The organism is Sorangium sp. So ce327, from assembly GCF_051530205.1.
Taxonomy (GTDB): Bacteria; Myxococcota_A; Polyangia; order Polyangiales; family Polyangiaceae; genus Sorangium; species Sorangium cellulosum_B.
This window is the reverse complement of the sequence record NZ_CP150330.1, coordinates 3364994-3383343: the sequence shown is the minus strand read 5'-3', so window position 1 is coordinate 3383343 and position 18350 is coordinate 3364994. Positions and strand designations below refer to the sequence as shown.

Annotated in this window: 9 protein-coding genes and 1 pseudogene; 6 read left to right on the top strand and 4 right to left on the bottom strand. The window is 72.9% G+C overall.

Going from position 1 to position 18350, the window contains the following annotated elements; genetic code table 11:
- Positions 1–56: 56 nt before the first annotated feature.
- Both WME95_RS12925 and WME95_RS12920 read left to right on the top strand, forming a co-directional pair.
- Entirely contained in the window at positions 57–1787 is a 1731-nt protein-coding gene (locus WME95_RS12925; RefSeq protein WP_437908681.1) for a hypothetical protein, read from the top strand.
- 296 nt (positions 1788–2083) lie between these two features.
- On the top strand, positions 2084–3124 hold the full coding sequence (locus tag WME95_RS12920) for a hypothetical protein (protein ID WP_437908680.1): 1041 nt from the start codon (positions 2084–2086) through the stop codon (positions 3122–3124).
- Here WME95_RS12920 and WME95_RS12915 read toward each other — a convergent pair.
- On the bottom strand, positions 3108–4547 hold the full coding sequence (locus tag WME95_RS12915) for a serine/threonine-protein kinase (protein ID WP_437908679.1): 1440 nt from the start codon (positions 4545–4547) through the stop codon (positions 3108–3110). The genes WME95_RS12920 and WME95_RS12915 overlap by 17 nt on opposite strands.
- Before the next feature lie 235 nt (positions 4548–4782).
- On the opposite strand from WME95_RS12915, the gene WME95_RS12910 reads away from it, so the two are divergent.
- From WME95_RS12910 to WME95_RS12895, 4 genes are all read left to right on the top strand, one after another.
- On the top strand, positions 4783–8697 hold the full coding sequence (locus WME95_RS12910) for a protein kinase domain-containing protein (RefSeq protein ID WP_437908677.1): 3915 nt from the start codon (positions 4783–4785) through the stop codon (positions 8695–8697).
- Positions 8698–9330: 633 nt separating this feature from the next.
- On the top strand, positions 9331–9819 hold the full coding sequence (gene smpB / locus WME95_RS12905; protein ID WP_437552108.1) for an SsrA-binding protein SmpB: 489 nt from the start codon (positions 9331–9333) through the stop codon (positions 9817–9819).
- 153 nt (positions 9820–9972) lie between these two features.
- Positions 9973–11484: a pyridoxal phosphate-dependent decarboxylase family protein gene (locus WME95_RS12900; RefSeq protein ID WP_437908676.1), complete on the top strand. Its 1512-nt coding sequence runs from the start codon at positions 9973–9975 to the stop codon at positions 11482–11484.
- Between the two features lie 187 nt (positions 11485–11671).
- Positions 11672–12553 carry a hypothetical protein gene (locus WME95_RS12895; RefSeq protein WP_437908674.1) on the top strand — a complete coding sequence of 294 codons (882 nt, stop codon included), beginning with the start codon at positions 11672–11674 and terminating at the stop codon, positions 12551–12553.
- 11 nt (positions 12554–12564) lie between these two features.
- On the opposite strand, the gene WME95_RS12890 is transcribed toward WME95_RS12895, so the two are convergent.
- The 3 genes and pseudogenes from WME95_RS12890 to WME95_RS12880 all read right to left on the bottom strand — a co-directional run bounded on the left by WME95_RS12890 (position 12565) and on the right by WME95_RS12880 (position 18194).
- Positions 12565–14571 (bottom strand): amylo-alpha-1,6-glucosidase, encoded by a 2007-nt coding sequence (locus WME95_RS12890; RefSeq protein WP_437908672.1) that lies wholly within the window; start codon positions 14569–14571, stop codon positions 12565–12567.
- Positions 14572–15219: 648 nt separating this feature from the next.
- Positions 15220–16332: pseudogene (locus WME95_RS12885) on the bottom strand (ferritin-like domain-containing protein); the annotation flags it as partial.
- Between the two features lie 14 nt (positions 16333–16346).
- Positions 16347–18194, bottom strand: a complete 1848-nt coding sequence (locus WME95_RS12880; RefSeq protein ID WP_437910978.1) for a GMC family oxidoreductase — start codon at positions 18192–18194, stop codon at positions 16347–16349.
- Between the last annotated feature and the right edge of the window lie 156 nt (positions 18195–18350).

Sequence of the window (18350 nt, the reverse complement as noted above, 5' to 3'; positions counted from 1 at the left end):
CCCGGCACCGGCGCACGGCGCCCGGCACGGGCGCTGCAATGGAGATCCGCGACACCATGACGATGCAAGGCACGCCCCGGTACCTGCTCCTGGCACTCCTCGGATCGAGCCCCGCTGCGCTCGGCTGCGTCGCGGCGGCGGACGAAGACCCCCCCGCGCTCGGCGAAGCGGCGCAAGCCGTGCTCAGCGGCGATGAGCCGCCGGCTCCGGCGCCGGCGCCCGATCCGGAGCCGGGCGGCAGCGCCCCGGAGCGTGACGTCATCTCGCTGAACGGCCTCAAAGCCAGCGTCACGCGGGACCCCGACTTCCTCCGCCTTCTCGACCGCCTCAAGCGCGCCCGCCTCGCCGACGGGTCCGAGTCGATCCTCGAGAGCGTGACCGGCGAGAAGGGCGCGCTGCTCAGCAGAGCGATGGCGTACGTGGCGTCTTGCGCCCTGAGCGAGGGGCAAAAGCTCGTCGTAGAGGATCTGCGACAGAACGCGCGCTATCAGTTCGACGGTCTCCACGGCCTTGCCCCGTCCTGGAGCGACAGCGCGCTCACCGATCAAGAGCAGCGCTGGGTGAGCGCTTGCCTGCTCGCGCACGCAAACAAACTCGGCAGACCGGTCCGCTTCTCGCTGCGCGCGCCGCGCGGGACCATCACCCCCGAGGAAGCGATCGACTACACAGCCCAGGAAGCCACGTACTTCGGCGACCTCTTCGGCCTGGAGCCGAAGAGGTTCGCGTGCATCGGCGCGACGATCAACCAGACGGCGATAGAGGAGGGGCGGACTTGCCACAAGTCCGACGAGGAGTGCGAGTTCCACGTCCTTGGCCTCTGCGCCGATACTTGCTCCAGCGACGGGGACATCTTCGGGCAGTGCGGGGACGACGACGTCACGTACCGGGAGGTCGTCACGGTCCACAACCTATCGAAGAACGATCGCCCCCCGACCACCCCTGGGGCGACCGGCGTCGGGATCTTTCGCGCGGGCGCCTGGGCGCTCGATCGCAACGGCAATGGATACGACGGCGACGCCGGGATCAGCTTCGCCGTCACCGGCAACACGCCTGTCGTGGGCGACTGGACCGGCAACGGTCACTCGAAGCCCGGCGTGTTCCGCGACGCCGACGGGATGTGGTTCCTCGATCTGGACGGCAACGGCTGGTCGCCCGGCGTCGATCGGCAGATCCAGTTCGGGCTGCCCGGCGACGTGCCCGTGGTCGGCGACTGGACCGGCTCCGGGCAGACGCGCGTCGGCGTCTTCCGGGCCGGCGTCTGGGTCTTCGATCTCGACGGCGACGGCTACGACGCGTCCGATCGCGTCCTCCACTGGGGCAGTCCGGGGGACACCCCGGTCGTGGGGAGCTGGGACGGCAGGGGCAAGACGCGCCCCGGCCTCGTCCGCGTGCTGCCCGATGGATTGATGTACTGGTACCTCGACGCGAGCGGTACAGGGCTGAACGGCACCTACCGCGCGCTCCAGTTCGGACTGCGCGGCGACGTGCCCCTCGTCGGCGACTGGACCGGCACCGGCCAGACCCGCGTCGGCGTCTTCCGCAACGGGGAGTTCCACCTCGATCTCAACGGCAACGGGTACGACGGCGAGCTGCCCATCCGCCTCGGCCAGGCAGGCGATATCCCCGTGGTCGGGCGCTGGAGCGGCACCGCACGCAGCCTCGTCGGCGCCTTTCGGCCATCGAACGGGACATGGCTCCTCGACATGAACGGCAACGGCTGGGACGGCGCTGACCGCGCCCTCCAGTTCGGCCTCCCCGGCGACGTCCCCCTCACCGGCTCCTGGTAGAGCGGCGGGCACCCGCTTCGGATACGGGCCCATCTCGACGTTTTCGGTGCTCAGCGCACCGGAGTGCGCTTCCGCGCCGAAAACGCCGATCTGGACCCGTCTCCTGTGCGGGTGACCGCCGCTCTGTGACGCCGTGGGCCTGGGCGGAGAGATAGACGCTTTAGAACATCCGATTCGGGACAGCTGATCTCGGGCCGCGCTGACGCGGGGCGCTCGCTGTTCGCAGATAGGCGTGTGTCGTCATGCCGGCGATCCGCGCCATGACCGATGGACCATTGGAGATGAGGATGAAATCTATGAATTCGATGTCGGCCAAGTCCACTACGCTGCTCCTCCTGATCGCCGCTGTCACCGCCGCGGCGGGCTGCGGGGAAGCGCCGATCGACGGCGGCGACGCGATGGAGGACTCCGTCGGCGAGGCGGACGGCGCGCTCGAGGGCGAGAGCGATGACGGCAGCGACAGCCGGATCTTGCCGCCCATCTCGCGCGTTCCGACCGGCGTCGGGGTCTTCCGTGGGCCGAGCACCTTCGTGCTCGATCGCAACCGCAACGGGTGGGACGGCGACGCCGGGATCAGCTTCTCCGTCGCCGGCAACACGCCTGTCGTGGGCGACTGGACCGGCGACGGCAGCTCGAAGCCCGGCGTGTTCCGCGACGCCGACGGGATGTGGTTCCTCGATGTGGACGGCAACGGCTGGTCGCCCCGCGTCGGTCGGCAGATCCAGTTCGGGCTCCCCGGCGACGTGCCCGTGGTCGGCGACTGGACCGGCGAAGGCCAGACACGCGTCGGTGTCTTCCGGGCCGGCGTCTGGTACTTCGATCTCGACGGCGACGGCTACGACCCGTCCGATCGCGTCCTCCACTGGGGCAATCCAGGGGACACCCCGGTCGTCGGGAGCTGGGACGGCAGCGGCAAGACGCGCCCCGGCGTCGTCCGCGTGCTGCCCGATGGCATGATGTACTGGTTCCTCAACCTGAGCAGCGATGGACTGGACGGCTCCTACCGCGTGCTCCAGTTCGGCCTGCGCGGCGACGTGCCCCTCGTCGGCGACTGGACCGGCTCCGGCAAGACGCGCGTCGGCGTCTTCCGCAACGGGGAATTCCACCTCGATCTCAACGGCAACGGATACGACGGCGAGGTGCCCATCTACCTCGGCCAGGCCGGCGATATCCCCGTCGTCGGGCGCTGGAGCGGCGCCGCGCGGAGCCTCGTCGGCGCATGGCGGCCGTCGGACGGGATGTGGCTCCTCGACATGAACGGCAACGGCTGGGACGGCGCTGACCGCGCCCTCCAGTTCGGCCTCCCCGGCGACGTGCCCATCACCGGCAACTGGTGATCGCCGGGAGGACGCGCGCGTAGAGCTGCGCCACGGCCCCGGCCGGCGCCGCCTCGATCCCGAGCCCGTCGAGCAGCGCCGGCGTCGCGAAGACGCCGGCGGGCAGGCCCTCCGGCAGCCACGCCGCGACGTCGAGCAGCGGCCCCCCTGCCGGCGCGGCGCCGTCGAAGCGCGCCGGGGCGGCGTGAAGGCACAGCGCGACATGCACCCGCGGATCGCGCGCGGACCGCGCCTCGAGCGCGCCGAGGAGCGCGCGCGCCGCGTCGATCGCCGACCGCCGCGCGGCGCGATCGCCGCCGGGGAGCGCGCCCGGCTCGGCGACGTAGAGCGCGGCGTGGCCGGCCTCGACCGCGGCGCGGAAGCCGTGCTCGGCGAGGCACGCCTGGGCGGCGGGGAGGATCGTCTCCAGGTCGTCGAGCAGGCCCGGATCCGCGTCCTCCAGCGCCGCCGCGTCGGCGCGCGCCTCGACGTGGAGGGCGATCGCGAGCCGCTCGGCGCCGGACGGGAGGCCTGCGCGGCCCGCGGCGTCCCGGAGCTCGGCGAGCAGCGCCGCCGCGCCCTGCTGGCGCCGCCCCGGGTCCTTGCTGAGCGCCCGCAGCAGCACCTCGTCGATCGCGGGCGCGACCGGCGCGCGCGCGCTCGGGCGCGCCGGTCGGGCGTGGAGGTGCAGCTGCGGGAGCAGCGTCGACTTCGCCGGGAAGGGCGGCTCGCCGGTGAGCAGGGCGTAGAGGAGCGCGCCGAGCGCGTAGACGTCGGTGCGCTGATCCGTCGGCAGGCCGCGGATCTGCTCGGGCGCCATGAACGCCGGCGTCCCGACCATCTGCCGCGAGCCGGTGATCCCCGGGCCCGGCTCGTCGAGCAGCTTGGCCACGCCGAAGTCGAGGAGCACGACGCGACGCGCGCCGCCTTCGTCCGCGAGGAACACGTTCGAGGGCTTGATGTCGCGGTGCACGATCGCCTGCGCGTGCGCCGCCGAGAGCGCGGCCGCGAGCGGCTCGAGGATCGAGAGCGTCTCGTCGAGCGACAGGCGCCCGGCGGCCGCGAGGTGCGACCGGAGGTCCACGCCGTCGAGCAGATCCATCGCGAAGTACGGGTTCCCGTCCGGGAGCTCGCCGACGTCGTGGACGGCGACGACGTTGGGGTGCCGGATGCGGCCGATCGCGCGCACCTCGCGCGCGAAGCGGAGCGCCGCCTCGCGGCTGGAGACGAGATCGGCGTGGAGCACCTTGAGCGCGCGCGCGGCGCCGCCACCCTCCGCCGGGACCACGCGATACACAGCGCCCGCGCCGCCGTGGCCGAGCAACGACACGACGATGTAGCCGCCGACGCGATCCCCCGGCGAGAGCGCGCGCCGGTCCCCGGAGGAGCACCCCCGCGCCACGACCGTGGTGATCGGCACAGGCTCGGCGGCGTCGCACTTCACAAGAGAGACAGCGTAGCATGCGGGCCGCGGCCGGGGCGCGCGGAGCACCGCCGGGCGCGCTCCGGACTCCGCTTCTCCTGCTCATCTCATCGCTCGCCGCCCCTCGCCCCTCGCCCCTCGCCCCTCGCCCCTCGCCCCTCGCCCCTCGCCCCTCGCCCTCGCCCCTCGCCCTCGCCGCGCTGGACGCCGCCGCTCGAGAGGTCCTTTGCCTCGCTGCCCACGTTGCCACATCCGGGTGTCCGCCTCGCGCCCGTGTCCCCGCGACGGCTTCACGGCGCCCGCGGCCGCGGTCACGGAGGCGGGCGCCGGGGCGCCGTCGCGGATCGAGGGCTTCGCCGTGGGCGGCGAGCTCGGCCGCGGCGGGTTCTCGGTGGTCTGGGAGGCGACGCGCCACGGCGACGGCGCGGCCGCCGCCATCAAGGTGGCGCGCGCCAGCACCGAGCTCGCGCGGGCGCGCTTCGCGCGGGAGGCAGCGGCGATGTCGCGCGCCGGCGCGCCGCCCGCGCCCGCGCTCCACGCGCGCGGGCAGCTCGACGACGGGCGGCCGTACCTCGCGATGGAGCGGGTGCGGGCGCCGACGCTCGCCCGATGGATCGAGGAGCGCGCAGCGCGCCCAGGCCCGGCGGCCGACCCCGACGGCGCGCCCGCCGTGGCCGCGGCGGTGCTCGAGGCGCTCGCCGCCGTCCACGCGCGCGGCGTCGTGCACCGCGATCTCACGCCGGACAACGTGGCGATCGACGCGACCGGGCCCGCCGTGCGCGCGACGCTGCTCGACTTCGGCCGGGCCTGCGCGCTCGGCGGCGGCGCCGCCTCCGCGACGGGCGACGGCGCGGCGTGGGCCGGCGCCGAATGGACCGGCGCGGGCTTCGCGGTGGGGACGCCCGAGTACATGGCACCCGAGCAGATCCGCGGCGAGGCGGCGGCGGACGCGCGGACGGATCTCTATGCATTCGGCGTGATCCTCCACGAGCTCCTCGCGCTGAAGCCGCCCTTCGTCGGCGATCGCAGCGCGATCGAGCACGGCCACCTCCACCTGCGCCCGCCGCGCCTGCCGGAGGAGGCGGGCGTCCCCGACGCGGTGCAGGCGCTCGTCCTCGCCTGCCTGGCCAAGGATCCGGCCGAGCGCCCGCCGAGCGCAGACGCCCTCCGGCGTGCGCTGGAAGCCGCGTGCCTGCGCGGGCTGGACGATGCGCGCCGCCCCGCGCCGGGCGCCGCGTCCGTGGCCGCTGCCGCGCCCGTGGCCGCTGCCGCGCCCGCGCTGGCCGAGATGCCCGCCTCGGCCACAGCGAAGGCGCCGGCCGCGGCGCTCATCGCGGAGGGCCGCCGGCTGATGGCGCTCGTCGCCGTCGAGACCACCGCCGACGCCGCGCAGGTGAGCGCCGCCGTCGCGCGGCGCGCGGGCTTCGTGGCGCGGCGCCGCGGTCGGCGCTTCGTCGCGGTCTTCTCGGGCGCCGACGTCGAGGCGCCGCTCGCGGCCGCGCTCGCCGCCGCCGAGGACCTCACCCGCGGCGGGGAGGCGCGCGCCGCGGTCCACCTCGCCCCGCTCCGCAGCCGCCCGCGCAGCGACGGCCCGCCCGCCGTCTACGGCGCGGCCGTGGAGCAGCCCGAGACCTGGATCCCGGCGGGCGCGGGGGATCCCGTGGTGCTCACCGAGGCAGCCGCCCGCGGGCTCCCGCCGGCCCGCGCCGGCGCTGGCGCGGAGGTGGACCTCCTGCGGCCGCGCGCGGGACCGCCGCTCGTCCTCGTCGGCCGCGACGACGTCCTCGACGCGCTCGCCGACAGCGCCGGCGCCTGCTTCGCGCGCGGCGCGCCGGGGCTGTTCACGCTCCTCGGCGAGCGCGGCCTCGGCAAGTCCCGCCTCCTCGCCGAGGCGGCCGCGCTGGTGCGGCGCCTCCGGCCCGACGCGGCGGTGATCGCCGCCGCCGCGGAGCCGCCCGCGGCGGGGGACCCGGCGCGGCCGCTGCAAGAGCTCCTGCGCCAGGCCCTCGCCGGGGCGCCGCCGGGCGACGAGCACGGCCCGCGCGCGCTCGCCGCCGCGCTGCGCGCGCGGGCGCGCGGCGGGCCGATCGCGGTCGTCGTCGACGACGCGCACTGGGCGCCCGACGGCCTCCTCGACGCGCTCGAGGTCGCCACCCTGGACGGCGAGCGCGGGCCCTGCTGGGTGCTCGTCGCCGCGGATCCGCGGCTCGCCGCCGCGCGCCGGGGGTTCGGCGCGCGCGCCGCCCGGAGCAACGCGCTCACCCTGGCCCCGCTCGACGCGGCCGCCGGCGTCCGGCTCGCCGCCGCGCTCCTCGCGCCCGCGGAGTACCCGCCCGCGGCCGCGCTCGAGCGGCTCCACGGGTGGGCCGGCGGCAACCCGGCGGCGCTCGTGGAGCTCGCGGCGGCGCTCAAGGAGGCCGGCATGGTGCGCCGCGCGCGGACGGGCAGCTTCTACCTCGCCACCGCGGCGCTCGACCGCATCCCGCCCTCCCCCGCGTGGCAGTGGCTCGCCACCCGCCAGCTCGACCTCCTGCCGCGGGAGATCTCGGCGTGCGCCCGGCTGTGCGCGGTCCTCGGCGTCACCTTCAGCGCCGCCGAGGTCGAGCGCGTCCAGCGCGCGCTCGAGCGCGGCGGCGGCGCGACCACGCCCGTCGACGCGCGCGCCGGCCTGCGCGCGCTCCGCGACCACGGCCTGCTCGAGCAGCGCCCGCCCGATCGGTTCGCCTTCCGGAGCGCCGCGCTCCGCGACGCGCTCTACGGGATGCTCGACCCGTCGCACCGGGATCGCGTCCACCAGGCCGCGCTCGAGGTGTGGCGGGACGCCCAGGATCCAGGCGCGGACGCGCTCGAGCGCCTCGCCCTGCACGCCGCGGCGGTGGGCGCGCGCGCGGAGGCCGCGGCGGCCTCGATCCGGCTCGCCGAGGCCGCGCTCGCGGCGCACGAGCACGTGGCCGCGGACGCTCATGCCACGCGCGCGATCGAGGCGATCGACGTGCTCGACGTGATCGACGCGCGCGAGGCGCCAGGAGAAGCACCGGGAGGTGTGCCCGGCGAGGCGCTCGGCGGCTCGGGCGGCCTGGTCAGGGCGCGCGCGCTCACGCTGCGGGGCGCGGCGCGCTACCCGATCTCGCGCACGCGCGAGGCGCTCGAGGACCTCGCCGCGGCGGCCGCCTCAGCGCGCGCGATGGGCGCGGAGGCGCTGCTCTGCGAGGCCCTGCTCGAGGAGGCCGCGGCGCTCGATTGGGACAACGACTTCGCCGGCTCGGCGGCGCGCGTCGAGGAGGCGCGGCCGATCGTCGCGCGCCTCGGCGACCGCCGGCTCTCGCGCCGCTTCCTGGTGGCCGAGGGGCGCTGCGCCTGGCGCCACGCGCGCGTGCCCGAGGCGGTCGAGCAGCTCGGCCGCGGCGCGGCGATGGCCGAGGCGGACGGGGACTACGAGGCGCGCGTCGTCGCGCTCCTCCTGCTCGCGTGCGCGCTGGTGGTGGCCGGTCGGCTCGCGGAGGCCGAGGCCCGCTTCGACGAGGTGATCGCGCTCGCGGCCGGGGCGAAGGACAGCGTCCACCTCTGCGTCGCGTACTGCAACCGGTTCTTCCTGTGGACCGCGATGGAGGCGCTGGACCGCGCGATCGACGATCTCCGGCGCGCGGTCGATCTGGCGCGCGAGGTGGGCAACCCGTGGCCCGAGCGCGCGGCGACCGGCAATCTCGCCGAGCAGCTCTTCTGGAACGGGAGCGACGACGAGGCGCTCGAGCTGGCCCGCCGGGGCCGCGCGCTCGAGGAGCGCTTCATGGAGCGCCCGGTGGTCGAGCTCTCGCTGATGCTCGCCCGGCTCCACGCCGCGCGCGGCGAGGACGCCGAGGCCGCGGCGGCGGTCGCGTGGATCCGCGCGAGCTGCCCGCCCGGCCCGGCGGCGCCGAACGCGCAGGCCTTGCTGGACGCCGTGGCGCTCGCGATCGGCGCGCCCGGCGGCGCGAGCTGGGAGGAGACGCTCGCGCGGTCGCGCGGCCTGCTCCCGATCGAGCGGCTCGAGGCGCTCTACTTCCTGGCGCGCGCCGCCCGCCGCGCCGGCCGGGAGGCCGATGCGCGCGCGGCCTTCGCCGAGGCCCGCCCGCTGCTCCCGTCGGGCCTCTCGTTCGCCCGGCGCTTCGCCGCGCTGGGCATCGAAGGGTGAGTGAACAGGCCCGGCTGCGCTGTGGCATCGCCAGTTCGCGACCCATCGTCCGCGTGGATCCTCCCTGTCTTCCCGGCGGAGCCCTTTTGCCCTCTCGCTCCGCCCTCGGACGCCCTCCGCGCTCGCGCGGCCACTTGCGACCAGGGGGCCATCGCTCAACTTGTTCAGCGTCGATGAGGCGCGCTCGTCGCTGAAACGCGGCGTTTATCAACGTTTCCCATCGCGCGCACCGATGAGCGACAAACGCCGTGCACAGGAGATCTGACCATGAACACGCGATGGATCATCTCGATTGTGGCGCTTCTCTCCTCGATAGGGATTGGCGCCGCGGGCCGCGCAGCACACGTGGAGGAGCCTGCGACGAACAATCTGGCATCCGCCGAAGCTCGGGCGAACGGCGCATCGGCGGCCACCTCGAGCGTCGATTCGCCGTTCGAAGCGCCAGACCAGTCGTGCAAGCTGGACAACTGTCTCCGCCCTCATGACCCCTGCACGTGCAGCAATACCGGGTGGGCTGGATATTGCGGAACCGGTCCGCACCACCCTGGGTGCCTCTACTGCCGCTGCGATTGACAGAGGCCGGCGGGAACCGTGGTCGCCGGGGCGCGGGCGGTGTCGTGCTAAGATGCCGTCGTGCCGAAGGAAAAGGCCAGGCCTGGCGAGACGCTGATCGCGCGCAACAAGCGCGCAGGCTTCAATTACGACCTCGGCGACCGGTTCGAAGCGGGCATCGTCCTCAAGGGGAGCGAGGTGAAGATGCTTCGCGCCGGCAAGGCCGACTTGACCGACTCGTTCTGCACGGTCCTCCGGGGCGAGGTGTTCTTGCAGGGCGTGAGCATCGCCGCGATGGCCAGCGCCGCCTTCGGCCACGTGCCGAAGGGCGCGCGCAAGCTCCTCCTCCACCGGCGCGAGATCGAGCGCATCGACCTCTCGATCGCCCGCGAGGGGATGACCGCCGTCGCGACCCGGCTCTACTTCAAGAGCGGCCTGGCCAAGGTCGAGATCGCGCTGGCACGGGGGAAGAAGAGCCACGACAAGCGCGAGACCATCAAGGAGCAAGACGCCGAGCGCGAGATGCGCGCCGTGGTGGTTCATGGACAACGAGGGTACGGACGCGCGTGACGCTCCGGCGAGCTCGCGGAGGGCCCAGCTCGGGCGTCGATCGCGGGCCGGCGCCCTCCTGACGAGCCGGCTCGTCTCGCCGGACGTTTTCGCGACGTCTTCGCCCCGAACGCCGCCCGCCGTGGAGCGCGCGATGACGTAGGATGGCGCGCGTTGGCCCGCCCGAAACGCCCGCCGTCAGGCCCCCACCCGCTCGAGCTGCCGGGCGACGCCATGCGCGAGATGGTCGAGCTCGCGATGGACCGCATCGTCCAGCACATCGAGACCCTGCCGGAGCAGCCGATGCACGCGACGCGGGGAGGCAAGCGGGTCGCGCGCTCGCTCCGCGAGCCGCTGCCGGAGCGCGGCGTGCCTTATGAAAAGCTCCTCCGGAAGCTCTTCGGCAAGCTCATCCCGATGAGCCTGAACACGGCGTCCCCCGGTTACATGGGGTACATCCCGGGCGGCGGGCTCTTTCACGCGGCCGTGGCCGATCTGATCGCGGACGCGGTGAACAGGTATGTGGGCGTCTTCCAGGCCGCCCCCTTGCTCGTGCAGATCGAGGCGAACGTCATCGCCTGGTTCTGCGCCATGCTCGGCCTGCCCGAGGGCTCAGGGGGCATCCTCACGACGGGCGGCTCGCTCGCGAACCTCGTCGCGGTGATCACCGCGCGCCGCGAGCGCCTCCCGCCGGACTTCCTGCGAGGGACCCTCTATGCCTCGGAGGAAGCGCACCACTCGGTGACGAAGGCCGCGCTCCTCGCCGGCTTTCCGCCGGAGGCCGTGCGCGAGATCCCGGTGGACGGGCGCTTTCGCATGCGGCCCGACGCGGCGGCGGAAGCGGTCGCGCGCGACCGGGCGCGCGGGCTCTCGCCTTTCCTCCTCGTCGCCTCCGCGGGCACGACGGGCACCGGCGCGATCGACGATCTGCCCGCCCTCGCCGGCCTCGCCGAGGCCGAACGCCTCTGGCTGCACGTCGACGCGGCGTACGGCGGCTTCTTCGCGCTCACCGAGCGAGGGCGCGCGGCGATGCGGGGGATCGAGCGCGCCGATTCGGTGACGCTGGACCCGCACAAGAGCCTCTTCTTGCCGTACGGGACGGGCTGCCTCGCGGTGCGCGATCGCGAGGCGCTGCGGCGCGCGCACGCGCTCTCCGCGTCGTACATGCCGCCGATGCAGGCAGAGGACGATCTCGTGGACTTCTGCGCGATCAGCCCCGAGCTGTCGCGCGACGCGCGCGGGCTGCGCGTGTGGCTGCCGCTGAAGATGCATGGGGCCTCCGTCTTCCGGGCCGAGCTCGACGAGAAGCTCACGCTCGCGCGCGGCGCCGCCGACGCGCTCCGGCAGATGGCGCATCTCGAGGTCGTGGCGGAGCCCGAGCTGTCGCTCCTCGCCTTCAGGGCGCGCCCGCCGGGCGTCGACGACGGGCCGGCGCTCGACGCGCTGAACCGGCGCCTCCTCGCGCGGGTGAACGCGAAGCAGCGGGTGCTGCTCACGGGGGTGGTGGCCGGGGGGCGGTTCCTGCTGCGGATGTGCATCCTGAGCTTCAGGACACACGCGGACCGGGTGAACGCGGCGCTCGCCGACGTCGCGTCGAGCCTCGCGGAGGTGCTGGAAGAGCTCCGCGACGGGCCGCTTTCGCCCGCGCGCGGGGGCGATCAGCCCGGAGGAGCGGACGACGACTGACGGGGCGCCACAGACGCGCTCGCCCGGCGCTGGCTCAGCTCGGTCTCGTGTACTCGATCTCCAGGATCGCTCCCGAACAGCCAACCATCTCGACCTCCCGCCGGCGAGACGATTCCCGCGCTCGTCATGGGACTCATGCTGGCCTGGCTCCGGCGATCCCTTTACGATCGGGCCAAGGAGGTTCTTCATGCGCAAGCATCGATCGGTCTTGCTCGCGACGCTCCTATCGACCGTCGCGGTCGCGATGTCCGCCGTGCCAGGATGCGGGGACGGCGAGGCGCGGGCGCCGACAGGCAGCGATTTCCTCTCCAGCTATGCAAAGGCCCTCTGCGACCGCACGTTCACGTGCTGCGACGCGGCGACCCGGGCCGCGCATGGCCTGGACGCGAGCTCCGCCGACGCGTGCGCCTCGCAGCTCGAGGCGATCCTCCTTGCCGTCAGCAACGGAGGCGAGGTGAAGGGCACCTTCGTCCCGGAGAAGGCGGAGGCGTGCCTCGCCGAGGTGGACGCGGCCCCCTGTGCCGAAATTGAAATACTGGACGTGCTTCTGGGGGTGGACGCCAAGTTCACGCCGTCCTGCCGCGATGCGTGGGACGGCGCCGCACCGGAGGGCGGGACGTGCGGCAACGACTGGGACTGCGCCCGGGACCGTTGCGTGCGCACCATCGACGCGAGCGGGCAGTCGACGTCGGCGTGCAAAGCGAGGGCGGCAGCCGGAGAGCCATGCTCGTCGAGGTTCGACTGCGACGAGGCGCTCCGGTGCGACCAGCCCTCACCGCCCGACGCGGGGACGTGCGCGCCACGGCTCGCCATGGGCGAATCGTGCAAGGGAAGCCTCGACTGCCAGGAGGAGCTTCGCTGTAGCCAGGACGGGACGTGCCAGGCGCGCGAGCAGGCGGGCGGCCCATGTGCGTCGGACGAGGACTGCGCGGCCGGCACGGCGTGCGAGGGCGATTCGTGCGCGCCGCTCGGCGCCGCCGGCGCGCCCTGCTCCGCCGATTCGGACTGCGCGTCCTTCGCGTGCAGTGATGCGACGGGCACCTGTGCCGACGTCTGCAAGGGCGAGTGATGATCAGGATCTCACGGGGATAGAGCTCCGGGCAACGCCGCCTGGTCGAGGAGCGTGAAGGCGCGGAGCACCTCGCTGACGCTCCACGCCTGGGCGATGCAGCCGCGCGGCGCGAAGGGGGCGTCACCATCGAAGATCTCGCTGATCGAGCCGAGGCCGGCGGCGTTGATGTGGTCGCCCATCGGCGCGAGCAGCCGGCGGGCTGCGTCGCGATCGCCATAAACGCGGAGGTGCGCCTCGATGAACGGGCCGATGAGCCAGGCCCAGACCATGCCCTGGTGGTAGGCGGCGTCGCGGCGCTCCTGATCGCCGCCGTAGACCCCCTGATACGCTGGATCCGACGGGGCGAGCGAGCGCAGCCCATACGAGGTCAGGAGCGCCCGCGCGCACGCGTCGACAACAGCGCGCTGTCGCTCGGGGGAGAGTGTGCTCTCCGGGAGCGACACGGCGAAGATCTGGTTCGGCCGGAGCGCCGCCTCGGCGCCCGCAGGCCCGTCGAGGACGTCGTAGCAGTAGCCCGCGGCGGCGTTCCAGAAGCGCTCGAAGGACGCCAGGGCCCTCGCCGCCATCCCCTGATACGGCTCGGCGGGCTCGCCGAGGCGGGCGGCGAAGGCGACCATCGCCCGCAGCGCGTTGTACCAGAGGGCGTTGATCTCGACCGGCTTGCCGATGCGCGGCGTGATCACGCGATCGCCGACCTTGGCATCCATCCAGGTGAGCTGGACGCCGTCCTGTCCGCCGCGGAGCAGGCCGTCGCCCGGGTCAACCTGGATCCCATAACGCGTGCCCCGGATATGCCAGTCGACGATGCCCTGCAGCACCGGGAACAGATCGCGCAGGAGCCCGTCGTCGCCTGTCGCCTCGTGACAGGCGCGGATGGCCTGGAAGTACCAGAGCGTGGCATCCATCGTGTTGTATTCGGGGTGCGCGGCGCCGTCGGGGAACCGGTTGGGCAACATCCCCTGATCCACGAAGGCGGCGAACGTGCGGAGGATCGGCGCGGCGATGCTCGCCTGTCCCGTCGAGAGCGCGAGCCCGGGGAGGCTGATCATCGTGTCGCGGCCCCAGTCCTCGAACCAGGGATAACCGGCGATGACGCTCTTGCCGGGGGTGCCGCCGGGGGTCAGCGCGCGGTCCACGACGAACTGGTCGGCGGCGAGGACGAGCTGCGAGACCCAGCCGGGGGCGGCGGCCGCGCCCGACGGCCGCGCCCCGCTCCACGCCGAGAGGAGGGACCGATCGCGCGCGCGGCGGCGCGGGAGGGCCTCCCGATCGACAGCGGTGGTGCCGTCTCCGGCGGCGGCGAGGAACACCACCGTCTCGCCCGGCAGGAGGGTCGCCTCGAAGGTCGCGACGTGGAGGTGGTCGTCGCGGTCGAGGAGCCCGCGCGCCGTCTCGGCCGGGAGCGCGAAGCCGCGGTAGAGCTCCGTCGCGGGGGTGGCCGCGCCGCCTTCCAGCTTGAGGAACAGCGGCAGCGCGTCGCCGGCCGTGACGACGCGGACGCCGCCCGAAGCGGCGCTGACCTCGGCCGGCCACGCGACGGTGCCTGTGTTGTGGAAGACGCGGTTGTTGGCGATGGCGCGCGTGGTGAGGCGCAACGGCTCGCGGGCCTGGAGCGCGGTGTAGGCGACGTAGGTGGTGTTCTTGCCGTGCTCCATCCAGACGCGCTTCTCGAGCAGCGCGTCGGCGCAGGCGTAGCGCCAGCAAGGGATCGAGCCCTCGAGCGCGAAGTGCTCGATGTTGACGAAGCCGCTCGGCGCGACGGCGCCGCTCGCCCAGCGGTTGGTCGCGAGGTCCCAGGCCGCGTCGCGGTAGGTGACGGTCTCGTCGAGCTTGACCAGCATCAGCCGCCGATCGACGGGCGGCCGCAGGGCGGCGACGAGCAGCCCGTGGTAGCCGCGCGTGAGCGAGCCGGCCACCGTCCCGGAGCCATAGCCGCCGATGCCGTTGGTGACGAGCCACTCGCGCTCTTCGGCGATCCTCAGGTCGCCGCAGATCTCCCTCCCCATCCCGACCATGCGCTCCTCCTCCGGGACTTCTATCGCCTACCGAACCGGCTCGACGCAACCCTCGAATTCGCCGACGGGCCCTCGGTCGACCTCGCACTCGGCCGATCCCTCCCGACACCACGTTGCCCCCCCCGCGGCGCGCTATCGATCGCCGACGACAGGCAGCGACCGGCGCGCCGGCGTGTCCTCGGAGGACGGGATGCGCGGCGGATCGGCCCACGACCCGAACCCCTGCGGCTTGGCTCCGGCGGGGTGACCGCCGATCGCCGTCCACAGCAGCCCCTCCACGTACGAGGACGGCGAGACAACGAACGTCACGTCCTTCGGCGCGGGACCGTAGGCCTCGGTCCAGGCGGTGGGCAGCTCGTACCAGACGCCCGAATACCACATCTTGATGATGTTGCGGGCGATCGGCCCGAGCTTCTCGTGGCCGAAGATCTCCCGGCGCAGGAAGGCGTCACGCGCCTGGCGGTCGCTCCCCTGCCCCGCCCCGCCGTGGATCGCGAGCAGCTCGTCCACCACGCCGGCGCCGACGACATCATCGGCGGACTTCAGATACGCCTCGGCCTGCCCTGTCCCATGCAGATCGAAGACGGCAAAGGCGGTCACCTCCGCGGAGAAGGCGAGGAATCGATCGAGGCGGCTCGACGCCGCGCTCGCGCCGGAGACCGCGGCAGGGGCGTCCGCGTCCGGGTAGAGCTCGAAGGTCGGCGCGGCGGTGAGCTCGCTGTTTGGCAGCGGGTTGCGGATCAGCTGGGTGATCAGGTTGCGGAACTCGAACATCTGCGGCACGGCGCTCATCAGCAGCGCCGGCTCGCCGTTGTAGGCCCGCGTCAGGGTCTCGAGGAACTTCGCGTAAGCGCGGTTGAAGGCCACCGCCATGTCGTACAGCTCGGAGCCGGCCGGCAGCTCGGCCAGCTTGACGTCCGTCTTGATGGGATACGCGCCCTTCCAGTCGACGGTGAACGCCGGCCCGGTCGGCTGGCCCGGCTGGTCCCCTGGCTGGTAGTACCGCCCCTGGGTGAGCTGTTCGAAGCGGTAATAGTGCGACAGCTCCTTTTCCCGGTCGTAGATGCTGGACTCGGTGCCCTCGCCCTGCTCCATGATAAGGCGGATGGCCCGGCGCGCGCTCGCCAGATCGACCACGGGCAGCAGCTCGCCGCCGCCGGAATAGTAGTACTCCGGGGTGATCTGCCGCCCGCGATCGCCGACGAAGATCGTCTCGCCCCGAGCCTGCGCCTCCGCCTCCAGGCGCACGAGGCCGTCCTCGATGGCGGCGTAGAACTCGCCGATGCTGTAGTACTGCATCTCGGAGTCCTCGGGGTGCGCGCCCAGCACCGTCGCGCCCGCCGGGGCGGCCTTGCGGACGAGCCGCCCGCCTGCCTTCTTCGGCCGCTCGATCTTCTTGAAGGTCTCGATGGCCTCGATGCCAAAGGGGGCGATGTGGACCTGGAAGTCGGTCTCGCCGTCCGGCAGGTAGGCGGGGTAGCTGGGCACGAAGCCCTTGACCGTCAGATCGGGCGCGCCCTTGACGGCGTTCAGCAGGTTCGCCGCGAGGGTCAGGTGGAGCATCTCCTCCACCGCCACCACGCGCAGGATGTGGACGGCATCCGGGTTGGTCCCCGGCTTGATCGAGTAGAGCGCCGCGAGGTACGGCGGGATCGTGGCGTGCTCCAGCTGGAGCGCGTGCTGCAGGTAATGGTGCAGCTCGGTGAGGGTCTCGATCTTGTTGCGCGGCGCGGGAGGTTCGGATCGTCTGGAGTTGATCATGGGCGGACCTCGCGTCAGTGGAGCTGCTTGAGCATCGCGCGCGTGCTCCGGTAGCAGAGCGCGGCGAGGGTGAGGGTCACGTTGGCGGTGCCGACCGAAGGCATGCTGCCGGCGCCGACCAGATAGAGGTTTTCATGATCCCAGGAGCGCTGGTCGATGTCGACGACCGAAGTGCGCTTGTCCGAACCCATGATGTGTGTGCCGGCCAGGTGGTTGCCCCCCCGGATGGCATAGCCCTCGCCTTCGTAGGCGACATAGCCGTAGTCGCCGGGGTCGTACCGGGAGAAATCCACGACGCCCAGGCGCGCGAACATGGTCCTCGCGAACTGCCGCGCGTAGGCGGCGCCGCGCATCGTGTACTCCGGCACCGTGAAGGAGACCACCGGGCGCATGTTGCCGAGGCGGTCGGTGTAGCGCGGATCGACGGTGACGCGGTTGCTCTCGCTCGGCAGCACCTCGAGCATGAACGCGAACAGGAGCTGGCGCGAGATGCGGTCGACGAGCCCGCGGCGCAGCTCGTCCCCGAAGTGGTTGTGCTGGTCCACGAGCTCGGCCAGATCCGTGAAGGGCGAGCCCGTCGCCCACCCCCAGCCGTCGTTGTGGATGTCCACGCTGAAGGCCGCCTGACTCCTCCGGAATGGCCCCGTTCGCAGGTCGATGATGCCGCCGGTGCAGCTCGTGCCGCGCGTGGTCCCGCAGATCTCGGGCATCAGCCCCCAGCTCAGCAGGTAGGAGTGGTCCATCAGGTTGCGGCCCATCAGCCCGCTGCTGCTCCTGACGCCGGAGGCCAGCAGGAGCCGCGGGGTCTCGATGGCGCCGGCGGCAAGCACGAAGATCTTGCCCTTGACGGTCACCGTCTCGTGCTCTGACGACTGCGGGTCCTTGTAGACCTTGACCTCCAGCGCGGTGACGCGCCCGCTCTCGGGATCGATCACCACCTTCGAGGCGACCGCCTGGACCATCAGGTCGACCCGCCCTGTCTCGAGCGCCTTCGCCAGTGTCTTGCCGGCGTGATACCGCGCCTGCACCGGGCAGAGCGGCACGCAGTTGGTGTTGCCCTGGCAGCGCTCCCCCTCCTCCACCTGATGGGTGTTGACGGCGCCCACCGGCACGTAACCCTTGCCGCCGTCGTAGGCGGGGTTGGGAACTCCGTTGCGGGCCTGCGGGTACGCGCGGATCCGGATGGAATACGCCTGGTCGTGCAGCTTGACCTCGGTGCCGTCGATGCCCTTGCCGACCCGCTGATCGAGGTAGGACAGCGGCAGGCCCTTCATCGGGTACACGTAGCCTTCGGGGAAGCGGAGCCCCAGGTACGTCTGCTCCGCGACGTCGGCGGAGACGCCGACCTCGCGCTCGGCCACCTGGTAGTCGGGCTCGATGTCCTCGTAGCTCAGCGGCCAGTCGATGCCCTGTCCGAACAGCGTGCGGACCTTGAAGTCGTCCGGCAGCATGCGGGGGGTCTTCGCCTCCCAGTGCATGGTCGTCCCGCCGAACACGCGCGTGTAGTTGGTGTCGGTGACGTAGGGGCCTGATTGCACGACGTAGGGAGCCGCGTCGGTCTCGCCGGGCTGGAGCTTGCGGAGCTCCGGGCTGCGCGGCATCCGCGCGTTCGGGTTCTCGGGGAACGGCGCCTGGTTGTCCTTCGACGACGCCGCGAAGAAGTTGGCAAGATAGGACTCATAGCCGGAGATCGACCGGTTCGTCCCCGCCCCCGCCTCCAGCAGCAGCACCCGCTTTCCTGCTCGGCTTAGCTCGTTGGCCACGATCGCGCCGGCGATCCCGGAGCCCACGATCACGGCATCATAGCCGTCATCGGCGGCCACCGCGCCGGCGTCCGTCCGCAGCGCCGTGTCAATTTTCAATAGCACGTCCCGCCCTCCCTATGTGAACGATGCCCCCGATGTCCTAAATCAGAAGAGGTCGGTCGCTGTCAACCACTTCATTGAATCGATCGCGTGACACCGGGATCGGCGCTTCTGTCGCTGTCATGAGCGTGGATCGCCGCACGATGTGGGCGC